The sequence below is a fragment of the Sulfurimonas sp. NW7 genome (assembly GCF_051132265.1).
GTDB lineage: Bacteria > Campylobacterota > Campylobacteria > Campylobacterales > Sulfurimonadaceae > Sulfurimonas > Sulfurimonas hydrogeniphila.
Window position 1 is genome coordinate 1329609 of record NZ_CP093235.1, and the last position, 24349, is coordinate 1353957.

Genomic DNA, 24349 nt, shown 5'->3' on the forward strand with positions numbered 1-24349 from the left:
TCTTCTACTCTGTAATATCTTTCAAAATAGATTCGAAATCTTTTTGTGCTTTTAAGAGTGTCGCTTTCGCCTCTTTGTCTTCAACTTTTGCAGAACTCAGCCAGTTATACACAGCCGGAAAACCTACGACAACTTTATTTTCTCCTTTTTTCTTATACAACATTGTTGTACATGGTGCAAATGCCGATGCTTCAGGTCTGCTTTTTGAAACAGTATAAATAACCGGCAGTTTACAGATAGAATAAGTAATATAAAAATCAAACGGTGACTCTTTTGTTCCGTCTTGTGTAAGTACTTCGTTGAGATCCATAAACTGGGGAACAACAAACCCGTATGGTTTAAATGCGCCTTCAAGGTTCATTTGAAGTTCATCCAGCACATCATCAGGGTCTTCATCCTCATCTACTTCCATCTCATAAACTGTTACTAAATTATGTGATGTTTTTAAACTGTCTTCACTGTAAGTATGCTTTGCTTTTGGAAAATTCTTTTTTATCACTGCAAGCACGTCTGTTTCTATCTTTTTTAGAAGAGACAGGTCTTTAATCCCTAATATTTTTCCCTGTGCCTCTGCGCTCAACACAGAAAAATGCAAAGTATTTTCATTTTTTGCCTGATAGATTCCCATACCCATCGGTGTAAAAACACCCGCTTTTGGATACTTAATCACCAAATCTCTTGTGTATTTTTTACTCCAGAATGTCATTAAAGTAAAAACTTTGTATTGTGTCTCTTTAAACTGTTTTTTAAACGGTCCTATCATATTGCTGTTAAGCTCTACATGGAAACCGCCGTTGTTCAGCGCCTGTTCAATAGTATATGGAGTAATTTTTCCATCTTTGTTTTCTATACTGAAAAGATGCAAGTCTCCTTTTGCCTGGAGTGAAACTGCACAAAAAAGTACAATTGCCAGTGTAATTAGTTTTTTCATTTTTCTTTTCCTATGGTTTAATATAAATCCAACCTGCTTTAACACTCTCCAGCAGTTCAACCACACCTGCGGTTACTACAACGGAGCCGTCAACAAGGTCTTCTTTTTTTATATGCAGTGTCCGCATTGTGTTTCCACACGCAACAAATTCTACATCATACTGCATCAGAGCATCTACGCGCACAGCAGTCTCTTTCACATGTCTGTCCAAAAGTTTTATCCCCTTGGAATAGGCAACGATTTTCATCTCTACTTTTTCCGGTCCGTAAAACTTCAAAACATTGTTTGCGACACTGAGTATGTGATCCAGTGCATGCGGAGAATCTTCTGTGACTGAAAAGACAATTTGTCTCGGATTGTCTATAGAAGGTTTGGGCTCTGCATACTCTGTATCTGCAAACGAGAGAATACAAAAGCTTAGTAAAATTAGTGTAAATTTTAGCATGAATTATCCTTTATTTTATGTTTTTTGTTAAATCTTTAAAATCCTGAATATTCCATGAACCCGGAATCTGTTTAATTATTTTTTGATTTTTGTCTACAAAGAAAAAAGTCGGTGTAAAATATACATGTAATCCCAAAGGCAGTTCATCAAAGTCAAGGTTCAATTCCACGGGAATAAAACGTTCTTCTATCCATTCTGACATTTCCGGATCATCAAAAACCTCTTTTTTCATTTTGATGCAGTACTGACAATCCGAACGTATGACATCTATCATAATAATTTTATTGTTTTGTTTTTGGATTTTTAACGCTTCTTCATAAGTATGAAATTCAAGACCCCATAAAGAAAAAGCACTTAACAAAACTAAAAATATAATTTTACTCATCTTCCCACTCCAACATTCTATAAGCTGTTTCTACATTCTGTCTGTGGATGGAATCATAAAAAGGGTCATTTTCATACTTTTTCATTTTAACCTCATTTACAACATCAGCGATATCTTCACCCGCTTCCAGCCTTTTTTTTACTTCTTTTTTTAAGGTCTTCAGATAATTATAGGTAAAATCAACGGCTTTTTTATCTATATTTTCTCCATGCCCGCCGATAATATACTGAACATCCATTTTCTTTATTTGTTCAAGAGCCTCCAACCAGCCGCTTATGTCCCCGTCTCGAAGTGAAGGAAGTCTTTGATTAAACACAAGGTCGCCTACAAAGACAATTTTTTTGCTTGGTATGTAAACGTAAAGATCACTGTTTGTGTGCGCTTTATGATTTACACTTTTGATATATACTTTGTTTCCGTTAATCTGTAAAACTTTTTCTTTTTTTACAAAAACAGTCGGAAAGACCTGTGTCGTTTTTTTATATGCCTCGGCAGATATTCTTCTTTGCATGCGTGTTTGTTCCAACTTAGGAAGTTCTTTAAATGCCTCTGATCCTATGATTTTGGCACCAAGTGTCGCATAGTAACTATTTCCAAGCCAATGATCATCATGAACATGTGTGTTTATAACATAAGAGACAGGAAGATTTTTGATAGCTTTCATCTTTTGATATGCCTGCTGGGCATACTGATACGTGGGACCACTATCTATCACAAGATAGCTGCTCCCAAGGGTAACAAAACATGAATTGGACATGTTTCCGTTGTTATGCTCATCCATCACTTCTGGTAGCCCAAAAAAGCAGTGAGTGGTGATCTCATCTACTTTTTCAGGCTGAAGTTTGTAATCGTAAGAAAGGAGAGAATGAAATAATACAATACTCAACAAAAATGACTTCAAAGCATAATCCTTTTTAAAACAGGTAGTTTAATTCGAAACGGTATTCGTTATATGAATCTTTTTCTACGCCACTTACACGACTATCAGCTGATACTAAGCCAACACGTATCTTAGCATACAGTCCATTTCCAAAGTTTTCACGTAAGTCTACATGTAGTATATTACTGTCTGCTTGAACACCGGCAGCTTGTTTTGCTTCATCAAAGTTTTGTATTGCATAACGAGCCATTGCACTAAAACCAGTAATCAAACCAGCTTTATTAAAATCATAATGCAATTCTGCAGCTGCAGTTTTAGTATTGGCATACCAGTTATACTGTGCCATAGCACGTGTATACCCACCCGTTGGGAATCCTCTCCATGGTGCTACGATATCCGCTGCATCTTCAACTGCAGAGTAAGCAATTTTTGCTTTAAATGCACCTTTTTTAAGGACTAAACGAGCCATCCAAAGAGAACTGTCAAGCGTATATCTATCTTTATATCCCAGGTTTGTTGCAGGTGCTTTATCGATAGCTAATGTACCTTTTAAAGTAGCACCACCAACGGCTCCTCCGCCGTTATCCATTTGGTTCATATAACGAACACCTGGAGTTAACGAATATCCACCTGATAAAGCTATCTTATAATTTAATTCTCCTGTAATTGATGACACAACACCAGGAACACTACCATAAGTAACATCTACTTTAAGATTTTCAATTGATGTATTATGTAAATCAATAACAATTAATTCATGATTCACATCTTCTCCAGCAGTAACAAAATTTTGATAACTCAAACCTTTATGCACTGCTGAATCATCATTATTGGCCCAACTGTTACCAGCTTCATCTTTAAATGTAATTACATCATGAAAAGTTGTATGATCACGCAGTTTTTGTGCAGTAATATATGCACCTCTAATTTTTGTTTTAGCCAATTCTTTTGTCTCTAAAACAACAGCTTCAAAAGTATTTGGAATCATTTTTGTATCATTAGATTTCGTCAAAAAAGATTCAAAAATTTGACGACCGGCTATCACTTTAGTTTTAGAAACCTCATACTGAATATTTGCTTCTGCCAATACTGAATATTCCCAAACTCCTGTCGTACTAATTTGATAACGGCTAAATGTATCTTTTCCTGCTTTTACATACTTTATATCTGCCTCATCTTGACGTAATGCAGCAATAGGACTACTTGTAAAATAAAATCCTGCCATTGCACTTACACCATTGTACGATGCAGATTTATAAAGTAAACTGCCCCCTAAACCAAAGGCTTCGTTATCTTTATTCCCAGTAGCAGCTGTATCGTCATTCTTCCAGTCCCATTTAAAGTAGTTTGTTCTTATTCGACCATAGAACATGCCTTCTGTAAACATTTCAGAAAGGCTATCAACTTCCCCCGGTACAATATTTGTTTTAACCATCATATTGTTTTTTAATTCACGTTTTGGTTTAGTTTCAGCAGCATTTGCTGAAATTGACAATGCACATGATAATGCTGCAACAGCACTTAGTTTTAATAATTTCATTTTCTTTCCTTTATTAATTTAAAAGTGTTATAATAACTTTGTTTGATTATGTTATTGTTAACACATTCAGATGCAGGAGGCAGTTGCAGCTGCCTCCTGTTCCTTTAGCAGCCTCTTGACCCCTTAGTCGGACAGCCACAACTGTAATCTAGTATAGTAACATTACCTTTGTTACTCACATCAACCACTTTTTTCTTTTTAATATAATCACGTACAACATCATAAACCGGACGAATTTTGTCAGTTTGCAAGTTGGCGCCTGCTTTTTGCAGGTTCCCACCCCATGATGAGACTATATATGTTTTCTTCAAGTCTATAGGTTTACCTCCAATCTTAAGATTTGATATTCTCTCACCCGCTTTGTTTGAAACGGCGATAGAATAGGTTACACCGCCAAGACGGCTCATGTCACCACCCTGCTGGTATAGAGGGTTTGCATTAAAAACATTATCTGCAATATCTTCTAAAAGTGTTGCAATTTTTTCACCTTTTAACTCAAATGTATACACATCAGGATAGGTAATCCCACACATCTCATATACATTGTCCATTAAAATATTGTCACCGGCAAGCACTGTTGTTCCCCATCTGTATCCTGGAGTAAAAGAGACATCACATTTCATCTCATCCATAATTGCATCATTGATGAGCTGATCAAATGTTGAGAAGAATGTATCACGCTTATAAAGCATTCCTTTTGTTCGGCCTAACACTTCATTAAACTCTTTATCAAAAGGAGCATACAATTCATTGACAAGCTTTACACCCTCCGGATCTGCCGGAATAATATGCGAAGCAATAGGAATCAGTTTGTACTCATATCCGTTCACTTTTCCGTTTTTTGCATCAATATCCAAACGACCTATATATTTTCCGTGACTTCCTGCAATAACGATAACAGTACCGTTAATTACAATAGGTTCCGGTGAAGGGTCATGTGTATGACCGCTTAAAATAAAGTCGATACCTTTAACTTTACGCGCCACTTCCTGATCAACGCTGAATCCATCGTGCGAAAGCACAACAACGCAGTCCACTTTTTTCTCATTTTTCAACTCATCTACATATTCTTGAAGTGTTTCAAGTCTTAAACCAAAACTCCAACCCTCTGTAAACTCTTTTGGGTTCGCAGTAGATGTAAACGGAAAGGATTGTCCGATAATTCCGATTTTTGCCCCACCACGCTCTTCAATAGTATACGGTTCAAAAATCAACTCTTCATACTCATCAGCAAAAGGATCATCACCTATGATATTTTGAGAAATAAATTTCGCATCAAGCATCTCAATCAGCTCTTTGACTCTCTCTTTCCCATAGGTAAATTCCCAGTGCCCGACCATAGTGTCAATTCCAAGATAATTTTGGGCTTTTACAATAGCTTCGCCAGCGGTTTTCAGTGCCACACCAGTTCCCTGCCATGTATCACCGGAATCAAGGAAAAGTACATTCTCTTTTCCGCGTTCTTTTATAATGTGATTTGTCAAAGTTTTAATGTGCGCGATACCGCCCATTTTTCCAAACTTTTTAGCCAATTTGCTAAAGTCTATATATGTGTCGAAATATGCATCAAGAGAACTTGGTTCAAGTCCATAATGCTTTGCAAATGCTTCACCACATAAAAACCCAGGTGTTCCCACAAGGTTTGGAGCAGAGATCAATGTTGAGGGCTCTCTCCAGTACAGTGGTTTTATATGTGCATGTAAATCACATATATGCATCAGTGTAAAATTACCCATTGAATTAAACTGGTATATATCTTTTAAACCAATCTGCTCTATTTTTTGTGAACTTGCAAAGCTGCTTGTAGCTGCAGTCAGTCCAAATATCGCTGCAATGTGCATAAAATCTCTTCTAGAAATTTCCATTAATTAACCTTCTATCTTTTTAAACCAGGGATTGAAATTTCAGCGCCCTTTGCTTTATTTGTTAAATACACTTCAAGTGCTACCATCTGTTTTGAACCGAGCGGTATAACTTTTAAAAGTGCATTTTTCATACATCCCTGAAAACGGCGTTGCAGTGTTCTTAAAGATGATTTTGTCATTCTGTATGCCGGCCATGTTGCCGCAGCTTTTGCACCTTTTGCACCTAAATCCGGAAGCGGCTGTGTTCTTAAAATACGGCCGACTACAGCAGGAGCATGACAAGAGTTACATGAAAGTCCGCGACCGCCGCGTTTTGTCATATATGTCTTTAAACCCAGTGCATAAGCTTCTTTCATCTGCTTGTTTGCTGTTACATCTATGTTTATCTTTTCGCCGTTTGCAATAGATTTCACATATGCCACCATTGCAAACATGTTTCCACTTTTAAGCTTCAGTGGTTTGTGACCACCGTCTGCCATCATTGCCTGAATTACCTGGTCAATTCCTACAACCATGTCAAACTTTTTGATATAACGGGGAAACCCTGCTATATATGCCGGCAGTTCATCTTCGGTCACACCAAGATATTTTGCAAGACCTTCGTCTCCACCCATATAACCTAGTAATTCTTCACCGTCAGCCACCATAATGTCGGCAGGATTGTTCTCTGACATCTCTGCGTACATTGCACGGTCTGCGTCGCTCATTGCAAATTGCTCACCACCATAAGATAATGAAGCAAGCATTGCAACTGATAGAGCTATTTTAATACCTGTTTTCATTTGATTATCCTTTTGGTTTAATCTTTTTGGTTTTTTCGTGCGCTTCGCCAGTATTATCCGTATATTTAACAGTCAGTTTCCCTTTGCCGTTAATTTTCATGTATGTAGTAAATACAGGGTTTACAGATAATGACTCCCAGACTTTCATACTTGTAATTTCTTTTCCGTTATAAATAAACTTTACACTGTTTATATATTTTGCCGGAATAATTTTTTTCGTTTTTTTATCTTTAGCCATACCAGTATGCATTGGGTGCATAACCATAAAACTAACTTTGACTATCTCGCCGTTTTTATATCTTTTTGGCTTGATTTTAATCAGTGACTTTCTTTCTTGCATTTTCAATTCCTCTATTTTATATTTTTCTTGACTTTAAATGTTTGGTTAGAATCAACCACAACCACCAATAGTTACTTTAACACTTTGAGAAGCTGTTAAAAACTCTCCATTGCTCAACTCTACCAAAGCAGTTACTTTTTGCGTACCACCAAGTTTAATACGTGTTGAAAACATTGCTTTGCCGTTAGCAGGAGTCAAATAAACATCAATTGTACGAGCATTTGAATTTTTTCCTGTTAAAATATGAATAGCTTTTACATAATTACTCTCAGTCATTGGAGAATCAACTGTAACTGTTACAGGAACAACTGCACCGTTTTCCGCAATTTCCGGAACTTTTAATTTTACTTTTTTTGAAGGTTTAGGGGTTTTCCCACCTGTTATCGTGTTTACAGCAGTATTATAATCCATTTTATTTGGACTTATAGGTTTCGAACCACCGGCAAAACTCATCGCTGGCATAACAGCTGATACCGCAGCTACTGTTCCTAGTTTTTTGAAAAAATCTCTTCTTTGCATAGTTTAAATTCCTTATAATTATTTTGGAGCAACAATATATGAAGTAATATCACATATTTCTCTTGGAGTGAATAACTTGGTTGTTAAGTTAATTGTCATATGAGTATCCGGATTGTCAATACGGGCATCAGCTATTTTTTGAAAAACAAACTGGTTGTCTCTTGCACCACTCTCTATAAAGTTTTCTCTATAGTCAGTTAAATCAGGACCTATATTACCGGCACCTTTAGCACCTTCTATATTATGGCAGGCAACACAGTTTCCATATTGCTTGACTTTTCCGTCTTTCGTTTTTCTAGACAAACCTTTTGGCGGGTTTTTCTTTGCCTTTTTTCCGTTTAAGTTATGGAAAATATATGCACCTCTTGCTATTGCATCAGGGTCAGTTGTTACACAACCGGCTGGCATACTATATACTTTTGGTGGTGCTAACAAATCTTTTTCTATCATCTTACTCGCATCCGGATGTGTTATTACTTTGCTATAATCAGTAGCAAATAATGAAACACCCACAAGTAATGACATCATAACAGTTTTCTTCATTCTCGTTCCTCCTATTTGTTTTATGGAGTAAGTGTAACTACTAAATGTAAAATTTATGTAAAATCAGTTTTATTTATATTTAATTTGTCTTTTTTTTAGGAAATGTGTAGATAAACAGACTTCCCTGCTTCGGAAGTGACTCTATTTCAAGTTCTATATTTTCTTTGTCTATGATTGCTTTTACTATATTGAGCCCTATTCCAAAACCGCCTTTACTGCTGTCTTCTCTGTAATATCTGCTAAATATCTTTTCAACTTTTTCAATGCCTACACCATAGTCTTTAAAACTCAAACAGCATTTTTCGTTTTCTTTATACAGCGTAATATCAATATTTGAATTTTCATACGAGTATTTTATGGCATTGGATATATTGTTGTCTATGAGACGCTGCAGTTCTTTGTCATTCATATATACCATTCCGCACTCCTGTATTGATGCATTGATCTGAATATTTTTCATTTTGGCAACTTCATTAAAATACTCTATACGTTCTTTTAAAAACTCGGCAAGATCTATATCTTTTTTTTCATGATGCAAGCGTTCATATTTTATAAGATAGTCCATATCATTGTAGATATTAGAAAGTACTTTTGCGGCAGCTTTCATTCTCTGCATATATTTGTTTTGTTCATATTTTCTGTTGTAAAGATCAATATTTACATTAATGATAGAGAGGGGTGTATTTATTTCATGCATGGAGTCTTTTATAAAGTTGTCCAGCTGCTTGTTTATTCTTTGAAAAGGTTTGGCGAAACTGCCTAGAAAAAAGAGACTCAGTATAAAGACGAAGACAACAATGGTAAAAAGGATAATAAACACTTTTTCATACACAGGTGCAAAGGAGATTTCATTTTTCAGTATAAGATATCTCGCACCGAAATATCTCTCTTTGGGCAAGGTTACAATGAGGTAGGCGTTGTTGCCTTCTAAATAATATCCCTCTTTAAAATAATTGATCGGAGTGTCAATCAAGGTAAAAATCGGATGAAAACCTTCGTCATAAAGACCTGACTGAAATGTTTTAAACCTTGGGTACTCAAAATATTCATCATCCTGGTTAAATTCTTCCATCGCTTTTACCACCAAAAGAGACTTTTCTTTTAAAAAAAGTTCATTTTGAATAGAATGGATGTTTTTCATATAGACGAAATAAAAAAACAGAGGCGTCAGCAGTATGCCGGAAACCAAAAAAGTATAAATAAGCGCATATTTTGCCGAATATTTATTATCTTTCAATAATGTACCCTAAACCGCGTCTGTTTTGTATGACTGCCTGTGGAAGTTTCTTTTTAAGATTGTTGAGCTGAACTCGTATTGTAGCCGGTTCCACATACTCTCCCCATACTTCATCTTGAAACATTTCTGTAGAAACTATAGAGTTTTTATGCTTGATAAGCACTTCAAGCAAATCTTTTTCTGTTTTTCTCAGTACAATCTCTTCATCATCTTTCGTCAGTTTGCTTTTTTTCAAATCATACACCAGACCACAGCCGAGTTCTACACTGTTACCGTCATTTTGCAAATGACTTGCAATTGCCTGATCTATACGCAGTTCAAGCTCTTCGAGGTCAAACGGCTTGCGGATATAGTCACAGCACCCTCTTTTGTAACCCTCTTTTAAATCATCAACATCCGTCATTGATGTTAGGAATATGGCAGGTGTTGTAATTTCATCTGCACGCAGTTTTTTTAAAAGTTCAAAACCGTTCAAAGAGGGAACATTTACATCCAAAAGAAGCAGATCATAACTTTTATCATAAACAGCATCATATGCTTCAAGTCCATCCGTAATCCCGTCTACTTCATATCCAAGATCACTCAAAAATTCTTCTACGCTGATACGCAAAGAGTATTCATCTTCCAAAAGTAAAATTTTCATTTAATTTTCCCGTCTATTTTTTTTACAATTTTTCTGTTAAGCATCATTTGAATCAACTCGTCTTTGGAATATTTGTCAAATTTTTCATAGGCTTCGTCAAAAAACAGCTGTCTCTCTTCTTTGTCTATGACATCCTGCAGATAGACCATTGATTTGGCACTGTAGTCTTTATATATGTTGTTTTGATATTTTTTTTCTTTGACAACATCATACAGTCCGCTTCTTGTAACATTAATTAAAAAAGAGATATCATCTTCCGGATTTCTGAAATAATCCAAATACCTTTTTGGCAGTACAAAGACAAAAGCTCCTATTATTGTACCACTTCCGTCTTTCATATTTTCATAAAAAATATATTTTTCATCTGCATAAACAACACCGTTAAGCTTCAGTTCTTTAAAATCAATATGGTTGAGGGTTTGAATATGTGCATAATTATAGTTTCTGTTTGCCAGAACATAATTGTCAATTGTCAGGTTTTGCATCATCAAAACTGCAGTATCTGTGTGTTTTACATCGAGTAACACATACAAATCAACACCCATGGAGCTGAAAAAGTCTGTTATAGATTTAAAAAAAGAGATGACTTCCACAAAGCCCAAAAAGTTACCGTTTTTATATACAGGCACTGTTGCCTTTATACCCAGACGGCGTCCAATTTCTACAGAGGTACGGGGATTTGTATGCGTATAGAAATATTGCAGATCCAGTCTGTAGTCACCTATCGGCATACCGGCATAAATGTCATCCCAGCTTCTTGCAAAGATATTCAGCTCTTTTGTAATGACCTGGGCACGTATATGCATACCGGTGTTTTTTTCAATATTTTGTGTAATATCTTCTAAAATTTTATAGCCCAGATCTTCATCATCATTTTCCAGGGCATTGACAAGTGCTTCATTTTTTGAAAGGAGCAGCGCAATTTTCAGATCATCCATTTCATGAGATTTGAGCTGGGAATCAAGTGTCAGCCGCATTTGATCCATAATATGGTAAATTTTTTCTTCTTTGACTTCATTTTTGTAGTATAAGGTCAGAAGCAATGTGATCAGTATAATGCCCCCAAAAAAGATTACTATTTTTTTTAACAAATAAACTCCGCCTCTATTCTTTAGTCCAAATTACTGAAGATGTTTTAAAAACGCTTCCGGTTCTATAAATCCTACAATTGTTTTGGATTTCTCTACATTTAAATCTTTGTCAAAAAAGATCATCACAGGAGGACCAAAAACACCATATGCCTTAGAGAGTGCCTTTTCTTTTGCTCCGTTTGCCGTAACGTCAGCACGAATCAGAACATATTCACTTAATTTTTCTTTTACTCTCGGATCTGCAAAAGTCACCTCTTCAAGTTCTTTACATGCCGTACACCAGTCAGCTGCAAAATCAAGCATTATTTTTTTACCTCTGTTTTTTTCCAACAAAGTATTGAGCTCATCCAATGAGGTTACCTTTGTAAATGTCAACTTTTTCTCATTTGCAGGAAGCACTGTACCTGCTGCCTGTGATTTTAAAAATCCAAGCGGCTGTTTTATACTTGGTGCGCCTGCTAAAACACTCATGAAAAGTGCCAAAGAGTAGAGAAACAAGAGCAAAGACAGACTCCGCTTGAAACTGTGTCCGTCTTTGTCAAAGGCTCCAAAATGAACACTGAATCCTATTCCGACAATTGCATACATCAAAGTAGTAACAGATGACGGCAGTACTTTTTCAAGCATCCAAATGGCAACACCCAACATTAATGCGCCAAAAATTTCATTGACCATAACCATCCACGGACCAGGTTTAGGCATAAACTTACCGGCACTTACACCGACTAAAACAAGTAAAACACCCATTCCTATACTCATACTAAAAAGTGCAGCCCCGCCTAAGAGTGCATCACCCGTTTGTCCTATGTATACCAAAGCACCTGCCAAAGGAGCAGCAACACAGGGACCGACAATAAGTGCTGAGAGAAATCCCATAATGGCTACACCTATAAAACCGTTACGATTTGTATTTGTACTTACTTTGGTTACAAGTGCATCAGGAAGTTTCAATTCATAAAAACCAAACATACTTGCAGCAAGAGCAACAAAGATACCTGCAAAAGAGTAGACAACCCAGGGATTTTGCAATGCTGCTTGCAGATTAGCTCCAAAGACTCCTGCTAAAACACCTGCAATTGTATAGGCAACAGCCATTGCAAGTACATAAACCAAAGAGAGGGCAAAAGCTTTTTTTGTCGTAAGTCCTTCACCCTGAGAAATTATCACACCGGAAATTATAGGAATCATAGGAAATACACAAGGCGTCAAAGAGAGTAACACGCCAAACCCGAAAAAAGTTGCCAAAATAACAAAAAAACTGCTTGATTTTATCGTATCTGCTATAGAGTCAGTCTCTGATTTTTTTTCTGTTTTTGTACCTAACGCATCGTTTGTTGAAGAGAGTTTGTCTGTATCCACTGTGAGTGTAAACTCTTTTGTACTTGGTTCATAACACAAGCCCTGCTCCGAACATCCCTGGTAAGAGATTTTTAATTTTATTGTTTGCATCCCTTTCAAGGAAGCATCTTTTTTCAATGTAACAATAAAATTCGGTGACTTGATATAAACTTTGTCGCCCTGGTGCTCAGATACAGCAGGCTTTGTGATGCTTTGTATGGACAAACCTTTTGCATCAATCAGTTCAATTTTTAATTTATCAACATACAGATAAATATCTTTGGCAATTTTCACACCTGTTTCTATCTGCATTGTGTCATTGACTTTGGCATAAGGTTTAAATGCCTGGTCCGGCATTAAAAAAGCGCTTGCATGAAGCAAGCCGAGGCTAAAAGTCAAAATTAAAAATATTTTATTCAACAGTTTCATATATCTGTCCTTTTAGGAAAATATTACATTTTTGTATGTATTCTTTGCGTAATTGTATCTCATAAATATAAAATTTGTGTTAATAAAAATATATTATAATTCCATATCAAAGAAAAAGGTTTTTAAAAACATGCTAGATTTAGATACTGAAATATGTGTATGCAATTCGCTGACTCTAAAAGATATAGCTGATTGTATAAAAGAGAATAATTTTACAACCCTCCAAGAACTCCTGCAAAACGACATATGCCCTATGGGTGACAAATGTGAATCATGCAGAGATGAAGGATATCATAATGACGGACTCAACCTCCCGATGGTTTTGGCAATGGTAAAAAGAAAACAAATCTAAATATTATTTTTGTACATCTTTTGGTATGACTATGGTAAAAGTTGTACCAAACATTGAACTTTCCACACTGATACTCCCTCCAAACTGTTTTTCTATAATCATTTTTGACATGTACAGTCCAAGGCCTGTTCCGTTTTTGCCTTTGGTAGAAAAATAGGGTTCAAACAATTTGGACAAGTGTTCTTTTCTTATACCTCCCGCTTTGTCAGTCACATCAATCTGAATCTTCGGACCGCTCTGTTTACATGTAAGCTTTATAATCTTATCTTCTGTTTTTTTATTTTCGTATGCTTCAATGGCATTGTTTAACAGATTCAGTAAAACCTGTATCAGTTCATTTGCATATACATTTGCAGACAACTCAGAATCACATTCTGTTTGGAGCTTAATTTTATTTGACTTGAGTCTTGGCTCAACAAATTTTATTGCTTTTTTAAGCAATCCTCTCATGTCAGTCTCTTGAGGAGCTTTGTTTGGGCGAAAATATGTCTTGAAATCCTCAATCGTATCTGAAAGATACACAACAGAATCACTGATATCTTCCAAAGTCTGCATAATATCCTCTTTGGAAATATTTTGTCCCATAAGATATTTTAACTGTAAATTTGAAATTTGAAGCGTAATTGTATTTAGGGGCTGTCGCCATTGATGGGCAATCATACTGATCATTTCTCCCATTACAGCCTGTTTTGACTGTGCAGTCAGAATTTCATCTTTTTTTATCAGTTCTTTTGCTTTTTCCTGTACTTTGTGTTTTAAAATTTCATTTGTCTCCTGCAGTTCTTTTGTTTTTTGCTGCACTCTTTGTTCAAGTGCCGCATTGAAGTTTTTCAATTTTCTTTGATAGTAAATCATAATAAAAAAAATGATTGCAACAACCCCTAAAACCATCCATAAAAGAAAGTAATCAACTCTTTCATGATACCGCGTGAGTCTCCAGCTGTTTTTTATTGCTTCTATCTTCTCTTTGGAAAGACTCTTCAAAGCTTTTTGCATAATTGAGTACAAGACCGGTTCATCCTTTTGCACACCTATACTTCCATGCAGCAGCCTCTCTTTTGCCAGGAATCCATTGATCTTCAGCTTTCCGTATCCATATTTGTCAATAAAATAGTCCGCCTGTTCATCTATGGATGCAATAGCATAGGCTCTGCCGTCGAGCACTTTTTTCACCATTGTATTTTTATTCTCTTCCACTTCAATATTTAAATAGGGATACAGATAGTTTAAATAATTTTTAAATGAGTTTTTTTGCACCAGCAACAACTTTCCTTTTAAAAACAGAGGGTTTTCAACAAAGGATTTGTCAAGCCTGCTTAACAATGTGAAATGGGTACTGCTGAAAGGTTTTGTCGGTCTGACAGTAGTAAAATACCTGTTATTCGTTGCCACGACTGCAAGTAGTTTGCACTTTTTTTCTTGCAGTTTTTGGAACAACTCTTCTTCTGAGTGTGATTCTACAGGAATAAACTCAAAACCTGTTTTATTGCCAATCATTGCAAACACATCAGCCATAATACCAATGTGTCTGCCGTCTTTAAATCCGTCAATCGGAAAAAAATCATAATTTACACACAAAGGTATCTTTTTATGCAACTCTATATATCTTTGTTCCTCATCTGTCAATGCGAGTCCGTTTATCCCGGGCTTTACAATAAAATCATCCAGTGTTTTTCCCGCACCCACATGAAAATCATTTTTAAAAAGCTGCATCTGTTTATGCAGGAAGTTTCTGTCTATGGAACCTATGTCATATATAAAAGGCAATATCAGTTTGTTGATTGTTTCTGCTTCATATTCCAATGTCTCTGTGTCCAGCTGTGGCGCATATTTTTCATGAATGATTTTGGCAATCTCTTTTCTGTGTGAGAGAGCATATTCCCAGCCTTTTATGGAAGCTTTTTTAAAAGCATGCACCCGGTAGGGATGGTTTTTCAGTTCAGCAGCGGAGGTAAAGAGTTCCTCCTGCAAGACAAAGAGATTATCATTTGAGGGATCCAGAATATTATATTTTACACCGAGTTTGTCAAGTTTGTGAGGCTGATCGGAAATAAAGGCCGTCATAGCATCGACTTCACCTTTTGCAAACTCATCCACACGGTATGTTTGTGGAACCATTTTAAGATCACTTATCTTTACGCCGTATCCATCCAAATAAGGTTTAAAATTAAGCCTGAAATCATCAACAAGCGAAGACATCACTGTTTTGCCGATCAGATCTTTGGGAGAATGGATAGAAGGCTGTGTAATCAATACAAGTGCGGAACGCTTAAAAAATGACGCCAACAGAATCAGGGGTTTTCCCTGCAGATACTCCAGTAAAATAGAAGAGTTGTAAATACCGTAATTTGCTCTTTGTGAGAGAACCTCATCAACGACATCCATCCCCGTCCTGTACTCTTTGATCTCCACATCCAGACCGGCATCACGGTAAAATCCTTTTTCTTTGGCGGCAATAAATCCCGCAAACTCAAACTGATATTTCCAGTGGAGTTGCAAAGAGACTTTTTCCAAGGCATCTGCAGCGTGTCCTCGGTTTGTATCGGCTTCTGTGAAACCACATAAAAAGAAGAGTATCAATAGGAAAAATCTCATTCTCTGCCTTTTAAAAATTTTAAAACTGTTTCAAAACTGCCTTCTATAATTTTTGTAGAACAGGAGAGCATTAGATTAAGCGGATAATCAAAATCCTCTATCACTCTTGCATCCAAATCGTAAAAAGATCCCTCTTTTGCAAATCTTTCATCTTCTGTAAATCTGTCAATATAATTACAGGCAGGACTTAAGTATCCGTATACCTCTTTTTTGAGTCCATAGGCATATCCGCACTCAAAAACAGTTCCGCTGTCAGGCTCTTTCCCGCGAAAAGGATTTAAGTTGGCTATCACTATGTCAGCCTCTTGTATCATTGCAATATTTGCATCAAATATATTCTGTGCAATTTTATGTTTTTGCTGTGAAAAATCAACAATGTTGTCAAGCGGGTAGAGACCTTCATATCCATATTTTTGGCACAATTGCACTAAATTTTTTCCAATTGCAACAGAATCAGGCTCAAAAACATCAGGTCCGGCTATATAGATTTTTTTCATACAATACTCTATTCACTAAATTCAACACTATTGTATCATGTTTTTATACAAGTTGTGTAAATTACACGCTTAAGCAAAGCATCAGCCCTTTTTTCATACCCTACCATACAAAATCAATGCCATTAAGTTAAGAAATAAGTTTGATGTTTTCTTGGAACCCAGGTTTTACCCTAGGCTTTAGTTTTGAAAGACACAAAGCCCGCACTAAAGTACGGGTTCCGAAAAAATTGCTTAACTTAATGGCATTGACCCTATAAAATACAAGAGGTTACAAACTATGTCAAACAGATTAGCAAACGAAGATTCTCCATACCTGCAGCAGCACAAAGACAATCCCGTAGACTGGTGGCCGTGGTGTGAGGAGGCTTTTGTTCAGGCTGAGGCCCAAAACAAAGCAATTTTCATCAGCATAGGCTACAGTTCCTGTCACTGGTGCCATGTAATGGAAGAAAAAGTATTTGAAGACAAAGAGTGTGCGGATATTTTAAATGAAAGTTTCATCTCTATAAAAGTAGACAGAGAAGAGCGTCCGGATATAGACAAATATTATCAGGAAGTATATATGCTTTTGAATCGTCGCGCCGGAGGATGGCCGACAAGTATATTTTGTACACCACAGAACAAACCCTTTTTTGCCGCCACTTACATACCGCCTGAATCAAATTCTGGCAGCATAGAAGGCATGGGTTTTAAAGAGATTACACAACTTATAGCAAGAAAAGTAAAAGAGGGGGATCCCAAACTCTTTGAAAATGCCAATGAGATAGAAGGCTTTTTGGGTCAAAAAGAGCATCCAAAAGAAGCGACTGTGTTAAAAGAGGAGTTTTATAAAAATTTTCTGCTCCAAGCCAAAAACAATTATGACGCACAAAACGGCGGTTTTTCAGATAAACCGAAATTTCCACGTGCTTCCACTCTTGATGCCCTGCTTGTTGTTGCAAGACTCTACAATGATGCCGATGCAAAAACAATGCTGACAAATACACTCAAAAACATGATTAAAGGCGGTATGTATGACCTTGTAGACGGAGGCTTTTGCCGTTACAGTGTAGATGAAAAATGGCTTGTGCCGCATTTTGAAAAGATGCTCTATGACAATGCCCTGCTCTGTGGTGTCTACACAAAAGCCTATTTGCTATATGAGGATAAAACATATTTGCATATTGCAAAAGAGACAGCAGACTTCTGGTACAACTTTATGAGTGAAGATGGACTTTTTTACAGTGCAAGTGATGCCGACAGTGAGGAGGGAGAGGGAAGCTACTTTGTTTATACCTATGATGAAGTTTATATGCTTCTTGTTCAAAATGGATATGAAAATGCAAAAGAGATGTGTGAAACGATGCATGTTACGCATCACGGAAATTTTGAAGGCAAAAATATCATTCGTTTTGAAGAAGAGATTCCTGCATGGTTCAGTAATGTAAAACCGCTTCTGCAAAAAATTCGACAAAAAAGAGACTACCCTTTTACAGACAAAAAAGTACAGACATCATGGTCGGGTATGATGATAAATGCTTTATTTTTACTTGGAACTGTTGATAGCAAGTACAAAGAAAAAGCCATAAAAAGCCTTGATAAGCTTCTTGAAACACTCTTTATTGATGAAAAACTGTATCATACGACACTTATACACAAAAAGCCAAAAGTTGAAGCTTTTTTGGAAGATTATGCATTTCTCTCACAGGCACTTCTCAGCGCTTTTAAATACACACAAAATGAAATGTATCTTATACATGCCCAACGGTTTGTCAACAAAGCACTGGAAGAGTTTTACGACAAAGGACTGTGGAACTTCAGTAGCGGCGAATTTGCTGTAAAAGCAGAAATTACGGATACAACATATACAAGTTCCGTCAGTATTATGATAGATGTTCTACAAACCCTCGGAACACTTCTTGAAGATGAAAAATATACCCATTTTGCCTTTAAAACAATGGAATACAACTCTTATGAACTCGGGCGTAAGCCAATTTACTACCCCTCTATGCTTATACAGGCTTTACGATATGTCAAAGGAGACAGAGTTATAAAAACAAGCGAACAAAACATTTACAACTACGCGTACAAACTGGCAAAAATAAAATATCCGTTCACACTGTTAAAAAGAAGTGAAACGGATGATTTCATGATATGCGGAGAGAAAAGCTGTTTTGCAAATACACAGGATGTGGATAAGATTAATCAACTTGTTGAGCAATCTTTCTAAACTCTTTCCACTTTAGAAAAAAAGCTTCTTTAAGCTTTTTTTTCCTCTTTGTATTCTCTGCTTCAAGTTGTTTTGTAAAGGTAAAAAGTTTTTTGTTTTTTTGGGATTGCAGAAAAACTTTGTGCAACTCTTTTGTTACATATATATCATGAAGTTTTCCTAAAATATCCTGTAGTTCTTTGAGTGTGTTTCTGAAAGTATCTTTATTTTGCAGATAAGCGGAAAACAGCTCTGTGGCATATCGCAGTTTTTTTAATTTAATTCGTAATTTGTGCGCCTGTTCATCTTCCAAGACACTCCCTGTTGCGGAACCGTATAAAATTATTTCATTTGTATAGCTTTTTAAAAAATTTTCGGCAAAAGGAATAATGTTTTTTTCCAGGGCGGACAACTCCTTTTTTTTAAGCTTTTTTCGCCATTTTTTTGTTTGTATCCATCTTCTTAGTTCTCTTATAAGCTTTTTATATTTGTGAGACTTTAAATACTTTTGAATCTTTTTATACTCTTTTTCTCTGTAGTGGACAACAATTTTATAAAGCAGCGATTCTGTAGAAGACAATGTCTCTTTTTTCAAGTATGTTTCCATGTAAACATCAATATCACGGGCTCTGTTGCAATAAGAGGCCACGGTTGCAATTTTTATGTCAATTTTTTTTGTAATTTTTTTTGGTATTACGGATTGAAAAGTAAACAATACAGAGCGCATCCTTCTCAAAGAGACACGCATTTGATGCAGGGGTTCGGTCTCTTTTTTTGCAAGCACAGCTTTTTTGTATTTTTGTATTTTTTTAAAATCAATTTCCAAAAAATTTTTAAATGCTGATTCAATACTTACATCCATCTTTTCATACCTTCTTGTACCATTATAACATAGAACAAAATTTATGTTAAGGTGAAAGTGATTATAATAAATCAAAGGATAAAAAGATGGGACATGAAAGAACTATGCTCGAAGATGAGATAAAAGAAGGTACTGATTTAAAAGATATTGTACATGAAGACAGAAGAAAAAATAAAACAAAAGAGAAAGACACTGAGGACAAAAGAGGCAAAGACCCTCATAAGAAACGTGTTGCCGTCTGGGTAAAAGATGAAGTCCTGCGATATGAAAGTGAACTCAAAGATTTACAGATAGAACTCTTAAAAATGCAAAACCATGTCAAAGAAACAGGACAGAAGGTTTTAATGATTTTTGAAGGTCGTGATGCTGCGGGAAAAGGCGGGACTATCAAACGTATTACAGAACATCTCAATCCTCGTGGTGCAAGAGTAGTAGCCCTTGACAAGCCCAGTGACAAAGAGAGAACACAGTGGTATTTTCAAAGATATGTCCAACACCTGCCATCAGCCGGAGAGATAGTCCTTTTTGACAGAAGTTACTATAACCGTGCAGGTGTTGAGCCTGTTATGGGCTTTTGTACACAAGAGGAGCATAAAGAGTTTTTACATGAAGTTCCCGAATTTGAAAAGATGCTTGTCAATTCCAATATAAAAATTTTTAAATTCTATTTTTCTGTTTCAAAAGCCGAACAGAAAAGACGTTTTGAAAAGAGAAAAACAGACCCGCTCAAGCAGTACAAACTCTCACCGGTGGATGAAAAATCACAAGATTTATGGGACAAATACACCATAGCGAAATATTCTATGCTCTTAGCATCTCATACAGACTATGCACCCTGGACAATCATTCGTTCCGATAACAAGAAAAAAGCCCGTATAAATACCATCAAACATATATTAAACCATTTTGACTATCCGAAAAAAATTGACAAACAGAAACTCAAAGCAGATGCTGACATACGTATTTCTGCCAATGATGAAATCAGAATCATGGAAACAGAGATGACCTTAAAAAAAGACAATGCGTAGGCGTGTTACAAAAGGGTTGTATATTTTTAGCTATAATTTTCTTTTTCAATAAAGAGGGTTACTCATGCTAAAAGATTTAGGAAAATTTATTTTTATGATTGAGCTTGGCTTCAAATATATAAAAATTTTCAAACAAACCTATTTTCATCCGTTTATCACACAAAAATATGCCTATCAGGAACTCTCAAAAGCAAGACAGGAGTATTCAAACAAAGTTTTGGACTTTTTAAATATCAAAGTAAAACCTGTAGGCAAACTTCCAAACAAAGACAAAATTCTTTATGCAATCAACCACCGTTCTCTGCTTGATATTCTCGTGATGGAAAATATTTTTTCAAGATACAGCAAAAGTGGTGCCTGGATAGCAAAACAGGAACTTTTTGAAGACCCGATATATGGCAAATTTTTTCAATACAGCGGATGTATTCCTGTAGATTTGGAAAACAAAAAAGGACTCGTACGCTTTTTTAAGACCATCAAAAGAACACTTGCCAAAGTTGATGACTTAAATATTTACATTTTTCCCGAAGGTGAGAGATACAATGGAGAAGGTATTAAACAATTTCAAAGCGGTGCTTCAAAAATAGCCAAAGCAAACAACCTTGACATAGTTCCTGTATATATCAATGACAAACTTGAAAAGGTATTTAAAAATGCCCCTTACAATGAACCTTACACTGTTGAAGTCCATATAGGCGAAATCATCAACTATGAGAATTTGGAAGAAAAGTATCTTGAATTTTATAAATCAGTAAAAGAAAAAACAAAAGGAAACAAATGAAACTTGGTGTAAACATTGATCATGTAGCAGTTTTACGAGAAGCCAGACAGGTAAATGACCCTGATATTTTGCAGGCACTTTACGTCGCCTGTGAAAGCGGTGCTGATCAGATTACTATACACTTACGAGAAGACAGAAGACATATTCAGGACAATGATGTTACAAATATTTTGCAGTTTTCGAAGGTGCCTGTTAATTTGGAATGTTCGATTAATAAAAAAATACTCGACATTGTCAGTAAGGTCAGGCCTCATCGTGCAACCTTGGTTCCTGAAAAAAGAGAAGAAGTTACCACAGAAGGCGGACTTGATGTTTTTGCCTATGAAAATGAAATATCCTATGCAATTGAGCAACTCCATGACGCCATCATTCCTGTTTCGCTGTTTGTTGACCCCTCTACAGATGCGATAGAACAGTCAAAAAAGCTCGGAGCCGAGATGGTCGAACTTCACACCGGACTTTTTGCAAATCTTTTTGCGATGCTTCACTCCTCTTTGCCAAAATCAAATCACTCTGTAAAAGAATTTGAATTTCCAAGATATGAACTCAGTGACAGACTGGAAACTGCCCTCGAAGAGTTAAAACTCTCTGCAAGATATGCAAAAGAACTTGGTCTCGAAGTAGCAGCAGGCCATGGACTCAATTATCATAATGTAGATGAAATCATGCAGATTCAGGAGATTACAGAGTTGAACATCGGACAAAGCATTATCGCCCGCAGTGTTTTTACCGGATTACGTGAAGCGATACAAGAGATGAAAAGAGTTACAAGGCGATGAATAAGCCAACAATAGCCGTAAGTGTCGGTGATGTAAACGGTGTCGGACTGGAGATAGCACTCAAAGCACATGAAGAGATTGCTAAAATATGCCATCCGGTTTACTGCATCAATAAAAATATCTTGCAAAAAGCCTCTGCACTGTTACATGTAAGCATCCCTGATGATTTCACACTTTATGAAGTTGCGGGAGATTTTGCTCTGCAGCCGGGAAAAGTAGCTGCCAAGAGCGGTTTGTACGCCTATGATTCTTTTATGGCTGCCGTGCGTTTGTGTGAAGAAAAAAAAGCCAAAGCCGTTGTAACCTTACCGATACATAAAGAAGCCTGGATGCAGGCAGGACTTGAGTACAAAGGACATACAGACCTCTTACGCAAACACTTTGACAAAGAAGCCATTATGATGCTAGGATGCCATAAAATGTATGTGGCACTTTTTACAGAACACATTCCCCTCAAAGATGTTGCAAAAAATATAAAATACAAAAAACTCAAACAGTTCTTTTTGGATATGCACAATACAATTCCAAAAGCCCCTGTAGCTGTGCTCGGTCTTAATCCGCATGCTGGAGACAACGGTGTTTTGGGGCATGAAGAGCTTATAATCACGAAGGCAATAAAAAGTGCCAACAAAAAAATAGGCTTTGAACAGTTTGTCGGTCCAATGGTGCCTGATGTGGCCTTTGCACCCTACTGCCGCAACAACTACAACTATTTTGCAGCAATGTATCACGACCAGGGACTTGCTCCGCTCAAAGCACTCTATTTTGACGAAAGTGTTAATATTTCACTTAACCTGCCCATCATACGCACATCAGTCGATCACGGAACTGCTTTTGACATCGCCTACAAAAATAAAGCAAAAACACTGAGTTATATCAATGCTGTACAGGCAGCATTGGATTTCATTAAATCTGAAGAATCAATTCCTTTAATAAGTTAAAAAAACTGATATTTTTTCCGAATCCGAGTTTTAACCTTGGATGTAGTCTTTTAATACCCAAAGCCCGCACTGAAGTACGGGTTCCAAACAGCACTCTCTTCCCGGAATCGCTGTTTCAGACCTGAAAAATACCAAAAATGTTTTTGAAGCCTTTTCCAAACAGCATTCTCTTCCCGGAATCGGTACTTCAGTGCCGACTGTTGCTGCTTTTTGTCACTCCTGTTCCAATTTGAAAGATAAATTCCATAAATTTTTTTAAATGATAATTATTTTCCTTTAAGATTAGTTCTGTTATACTACACCTATAAATATTTAGAAGGAAGACAAAATGAAAAAAATCGCAGCACTAGCATTAACAGCCGCTTCGTTAATGGCATCATCATTGGTTCAAGATGCAAAAAACGCAGGCCTTATGCCAATTCCGAGTTCACAAACTGAACTTTTAAAACTGATAGACAACCCGAAAAATCCTATCACAAAAGCAAAAGTAAAACTCGGTGAAAAGCTTTATATGGATCCGCGTCTTTCACGCAGTGGTCTTATTTCATGCAACACATGCCATAATTTAATGGAAGGTGGAGATGACGGCGTAGGTCCTTCAACAGGACATATGTGGAGACACAATCCGCATCACTTAAATGCACCGACAGTTTACAATGCAGTGTTTTTCGGTTCTCAGTTTTGGGATGGACGGGCAAAAGATTTGGAAGAGCAGGCACAGGGACCGGCACTTGCCCATCCTGAAATGGCAGCAACAAAAGAACATATAGAAGAAGTAGTCAAATCTATGCCGGAATATGTAAAAGCATTTAAAAAAGCATACGGTGACAATGTAAAAATTACTTTTGAAAAAATTACGGACACTATTGCAAATTTTGAACGTACACTTGTAACACCGGCACCGTTTGATGCATTTATGAATGGTTACAAAGAAGCAATGACACCAAAGCAAAAAGAGGGTCTGAAAACTTTCATTCAAGTTGGTTGTGCATCTTGTCATAACGGTGTAGCACTTGGTGGTGAAATGAATGTATTGAATGTGGCAGCAACATACAAATACATGAATACAGGTGACTTTAAAGGTGACAAAAACGGCATGGTAAAAGTACCGACACTCAGAAACATTACTGAGACTGCACCTTACTTTCACAATGGTATGATTTGGAACTTAAAAGATGCTATCAAAGAGATGGGGCGTATTCAACTTGGAATGAAAATTACGGACAAACAGGCTGAGTCTATTGAAGCATTCTTAGGTTCATTAACAGGGAAAAAACCGCATATGATGATGCCTATGCTTCCTGCTTCAACAGATAAAACTCCTAAACCGAACTTAAACTAGTTTTATAGCAACATAA

At 36.5% G+C, this 24349-nt stretch carries 24 protein-coding genes; 7 read left to right on the forward strand and 17 right to left on the reverse strand.

Annotated features, from left to right (window positions below; genetic code table 11):
• Positions 1-4: 4 nt before the first annotated feature.
• The 14 genes from MLC35_RS06950 to dsbD form a co-directional block, all read right to left on the reverse strand.
• Positions 5-931: a DUF302 domain-containing protein gene (locus MLC35_RS06950; protein ID WP_151900151.1), complete on the reverse strand. Its 927-nt coding sequence runs from the start codon at positions 929-931 to the stop codon at positions 5-7.
• 10 nt (positions 932-941) lie between these two features.
• Positions 942-1376 (reverse strand): DsrE family protein, encoded by a 435-nt coding sequence (locus MLC35_RS06955; RefSeq protein ID WP_151900150.1) that lies wholly within the window; start codon positions 1374-1376, stop codon positions 942-944.
• A gap of 10 nt (positions 1377-1386) precedes the next feature.
• A complete protein-coding gene (locus MLC35_RS06960; RefSeq protein ID WP_151900149.1) occupies positions 1387-1761 on the reverse strand; it encodes a thioredoxin family protein in 375 nt (124 codons plus the stop codon).
• Positions 1754-2662, reverse strand: a complete 909-nt coding sequence (locus MLC35_RS06965) for an MBL fold metallo-hydrolase (protein WP_151900148.1) — start codon at positions 2660-2662, stop codon at positions 1754-1756. The genes MLC35_RS06960 and MLC35_RS06965 overlap by 8 nt, the downstream gene beginning before the upstream one ends.
• A gap of 13 nt (positions 2663-2675) precedes the next feature.
• Complete coding sequence (locus MLC35_RS06970) at positions 2676-4181, reverse strand: OprD family outer membrane porin (protein WP_434636325.1); 1506 nt, start codon at positions 4179-4181, stop codon at positions 2676-2678.
• A 104-nt stretch (positions 4182-4285) separates the two neighbouring features.
• Positions 4286-6046 carry a thiosulfohydrolase SoxB gene (gene soxB, locus MLC35_RS06975; protein ID WP_151900146.1) on the reverse strand — a complete coding sequence of 587 codons (1761 nt, stop codon included), beginning with the start codon at positions 6044-6046 and terminating at the stop codon, positions 4286-4288.
• A gap of 11 nt (positions 6047-6057) precedes the next feature.
• Complete coding sequence (gene soxA, locus MLC35_RS06980; protein WP_151900145.1) at positions 6058-6828, reverse strand: sulfur oxidation c-type cytochrome SoxA; 771 nt, start codon at positions 6826-6828, stop codon at positions 6058-6060.
• Positions 6829-6832: 4 nt separating this feature from the next.
• Entirely contained in the window at positions 6833-7168 is a 336-nt protein-coding gene (gene soxZ, locus MLC35_RS06985) for a thiosulfate oxidation carrier complex protein SoxZ (RefSeq protein ID WP_193149969.1), read from the reverse strand.
• Between the two features lie 51 nt (positions 7169-7219).
• On the reverse strand, positions 7220-7687 hold the full coding sequence (gene soxY / locus MLC35_RS06990) for a thiosulfate oxidation carrier protein SoxY (protein ID WP_151900143.1): 468 nt from the start codon (positions 7685-7687) through the stop codon (positions 7220-7222).
• A gap of 18 nt (positions 7688-7705) precedes the next feature.
• A complete protein-coding gene (gene soxX / locus MLC35_RS06995) occupies positions 7706-8230 on the reverse strand; it encodes a sulfur oxidation c-type cytochrome SoxX (protein ID WP_151900142.1) in 525 nt (174 codons plus the stop codon).
• Positions 8231-8309: 79 nt separating this feature from the next.
• Complete coding sequence (locus MLC35_RS07000) at positions 8310-9467, reverse strand: sensor histidine kinase (protein ID WP_434636328.1); 1158 nt, start codon at positions 9465-9467, stop codon at positions 8310-8312.
• Positions 9457-10110 carry a response regulator transcription factor gene (locus MLC35_RS07005; RefSeq protein WP_151900140.1) on the reverse strand — a complete coding sequence of 218 codons (654 nt, stop codon included), beginning with the start codon at positions 10108-10110 and terminating at the stop codon, positions 9457-9459. Before MLC35_RS07005 ends, MLC35_RS07000 begins: the two co-directional genes overlap by 11 nt.
• On the reverse strand, positions 10107-11201 hold the full coding sequence (locus MLC35_RS07010) for a cache domain-containing protein (protein WP_434636330.1): 1095 nt from the start codon (positions 11199-11201) through the stop codon (positions 10107-10109). The genes MLC35_RS07005 and MLC35_RS07010 overlap by 4 nt, the downstream gene beginning before the upstream one ends.
• Positions 11202-11231: 30 nt before the next feature.
• Positions 11232-12968 carry a protein-disulfide reductase DsbD gene (dsbD, locus tag MLC35_RS07015; protein ID WP_434636333.1) on the reverse strand — a complete coding sequence of 579 codons (1737 nt, stop codon included), beginning with the start codon at positions 12966-12968 and terminating at the stop codon, positions 11232-11234.
• A 130-nt stretch (positions 12969-13098) separates the two neighbouring features.
• Here dsbD and MLC35_RS07020 point away from each other — a divergent pair, with 130 nt between their 5' ends.
• The gene (locus MLC35_RS07020) at positions 13099-13320 is read left to right on the forward strand and encodes a hypothetical protein (protein ID WP_434579875.1); all 222 of its coding nucleotides are present in this window, start codon (positions 13099-13101) and stop codon (positions 13318-13320) included.
• Positions 13321-13323: 3 nt separating this feature from the next.
• On the opposite strand, the gene MLC35_RS07025 is transcribed toward MLC35_RS07020, so the two are convergent.
• Entirely contained in the window at positions 13324-15915 is a 2592-nt protein-coding gene (locus MLC35_RS07025) for an ABC transporter substrate-binding protein (protein WP_434636335.1), read from the reverse strand.
• Positions 15912-16412 (reverse strand): nucleoside 2-deoxyribosyltransferase, encoded by a 501-nt coding sequence (locus tag MLC35_RS07030; RefSeq protein WP_434636337.1) that lies wholly within the window; start codon positions 16410-16412, stop codon positions 15912-15914. Before MLC35_RS07030 ends, MLC35_RS07025 begins: the two co-directional genes overlap by 4 nt.
• 277 nt (positions 16413-16689) lie before the next feature.
• Here MLC35_RS07030 and MLC35_RS07035 point away from each other — a divergent pair, with 277 nt between their 5' ends.
• Entirely contained in the window at positions 16690-18621 is a 1932-nt protein-coding gene (locus MLC35_RS07035) for a thioredoxin domain-containing protein (RefSeq protein WP_418640413.1), read from the forward strand.
• On the opposite strand, the gene MLC35_RS07040 is transcribed toward MLC35_RS07035, so the two are convergent.
• Positions 18593-19462: a CHAD domain-containing protein gene (locus MLC35_RS07040; RefSeq protein WP_434636340.1), complete on the reverse strand. Its 870-nt coding sequence runs from the start codon at positions 19460-19462 to the stop codon at positions 18593-18595. The two genes, MLC35_RS07035 and MLC35_RS07040, sit on opposite strands and share 29 nt — an antisense overlap.
• An 86-nt stretch (positions 19463-19548) precedes the next feature.
• On the opposite strand from MLC35_RS07040, the gene ppk2 reads away from it, so the two are divergent.
• The 5 genes from ppk2 to MLC35_RS07065 all read left to right on the forward strand — a co-directional run bounded on the left by ppk2 (position 19549) and on the right by MLC35_RS07065 (position 24333).
• The gene (gene ppk2 / locus MLC35_RS07045; protein ID WP_188110054.1) at positions 19549-20490 is read left to right on the forward strand and encodes a polyphosphate kinase 2; all 942 of its coding nucleotides are present in this window, start codon (positions 19549-19551) and stop codon (positions 20488-20490) included.
• Between the two features lie 64 nt (positions 20491-20554).
• Positions 20555-21271 carry a lysophospholipid acyltransferase family protein gene (locus MLC35_RS07050; protein ID WP_346388862.1) on the forward strand — a complete coding sequence of 239 codons (717 nt, stop codon included), beginning with the start codon at positions 20555-20557 and terminating at the stop codon, positions 21269-21271.
• Positions 21268-22050, forward strand: a complete 783-nt coding sequence (locus MLC35_RS07055; RefSeq protein ID WP_434636342.1) for a pyridoxine 5'-phosphate synthase — start codon at positions 21268-21270, stop codon at positions 22048-22050. The genes MLC35_RS07050 and MLC35_RS07055 overlap by 4 nt, the downstream gene beginning before the upstream one ends.
• Entirely contained in the window at positions 22047-22991 is a 945-nt protein-coding gene (pdxA, locus tag MLC35_RS07060) for a 4-hydroxythreonine-4-phosphate dehydrogenase (RefSeq protein WP_434636344.1), read from the forward strand. The genes MLC35_RS07055 and pdxA overlap by 4 nt, the downstream gene beginning before the upstream one ends.
• Before the next feature lie 328 nt (positions 22992-23319).
• The gene (locus MLC35_RS07065; protein ID WP_434636346.1) at positions 23320-24333 is read left to right on the forward strand and encodes a cytochrome-c peroxidase; all 1014 of its coding nucleotides are present in this window, start codon (positions 23320-23322) and stop codon (positions 24331-24333) included.
• Positions 24334-24349 lie beyond the last annotated feature (16 nt).

Bases quoted from the DNA above. Each gene is read 5' to 3' on its own strand.
- MLC35_RS06950 (WP_151900151.1), bottom strand. From the start codon at position 931: ATGAAAAAACTAATTACACTGGCAATTGTACTTTTTTGTGCAGTTTCA.
- MLC35_RS06955 (WP_151900150.1), bottom strand. From the start codon at position 1,376: ATGCTAAAATTTACACTAATTTTACTAAGCTTTTGTATTCTCTCGTTT.
- MLC35_RS06960 (WP_151900149.1), bottom strand. From the start codon at position 1,761: ATGAGTAAAATTATATTTTTAGTTTTGTTAAGTGCTTTTTCTTTATGG.
- MLC35_RS06970 (WP_434636325.1), bottom strand. From the start codon at position 4,181: ATGAAATTATTAAAACTAAGTGCTGTTGCAGCATTATCATGTGCATTG.
- soxB (WP_151900146.1), bottom strand. From the start codon at position 6,046: ATGGAAATTTCTAGAAGAGATTTTATGCACATTGCAGCGATATTTGGA.
- soxA (WP_151900145.1), bottom strand. From the start codon at position 6,828: ATGAAAACAGGTATTAAAATAGCTCTATCAGTTGCAATGCTTGCTTCA.
- soxZ (WP_193149969.1), bottom strand. From the start codon at position 7,168: ATGCAAGAAAGAAAGTCACTGATTAAAATCAAGCCAAAAAGATATAAA.
- soxY (WP_151900143.1), bottom strand. From the start codon at position 7,687: ATGCAAAGAAGAGATTTTTTCAAAAAACTAGGAACAGTAGCTGCGGTA.
- soxX (WP_151900142.1), bottom strand. From the start codon at position 8,230: ATGAAGAAAACTGTTATGATGTCATTACTTGTGGGTGTTTCATTATTT.
- MLC35_RS07005 (WP_151900140.1), bottom strand. From the start codon at position 10,110: ATGAAAATTTTACTTTTGGAAGATGAATACTCTTTGCGTATCAGCGTA.
- dsbD (WP_434636333.1), bottom strand. From the start codon at position 12,968: ATGAAACTGTTGAATAAAATATTTTTAATTTTGACTTTTAGCCTCGGC.
- MLC35_RS07020 (WP_434579875.1), top strand. From the start codon at position 13,099: ATGCTAGATTTAGATACTGAAATATGTGTATGCAATTCGCTGACTCTA.
- MLC35_RS07025 (WP_434636335.1), bottom strand. From the start codon at position 15,915: ATGAGATTTTTCCTATTGATACTCTTCTTTTTATGTGGTTTCACAGAA.
- MLC35_RS07030 (WP_434636337.1), bottom strand. From the start codon at position 16,412: ATGAAAAAAATCTATATAGCCGGACCTGATGTTTTTGAGCCTGATTCT.
- MLC35_RS07035 (WP_418640413.1), top strand. From the start codon at position 16,690: ATGTCAAACAGATTAGCAAACGAAGATTCTCCATACCTGCAGCAGCAC.
- MLC35_RS07040 (WP_434636340.1), bottom strand. From the start codon at position 19,462: ATGGATGTAAGTATTGAATCAGCATTTAAAAATTTTTTGGAAATTGAT.
- ppk2 (WP_188110054.1), top strand. From the start codon at position 19,549: ATGGGACATGAAAGAACTATGCTCGAAGATGAGATAAAAGAAGGTACT.
- MLC35_RS07050 (WP_346388862.1), top strand. From the start codon at position 20,555: ATGCTAAAAGATTTAGGAAAATTTATTTTTATGATTGAGCTTGGCTTC.
- MLC35_RS07055 (WP_434636342.1), top strand. From the start codon at position 21,268: ATGAAACTTGGTGTAAACATTGATCATGTAGCAGTTTTACGAGAAGCC.
- pdxA (WP_434636344.1), top strand. From the start codon at position 22,047: ATGAATAAGCCAACAATAGCCGTAAGTGTCGGTGATGTAAACGGTGTC.
- MLC35_RS07065 (WP_434636346.1), top strand. From the start codon at position 23,320: ATGAAAAAAATCGCAGCACTAGCATTAACAGCCGCTTCGTTAATGGCA.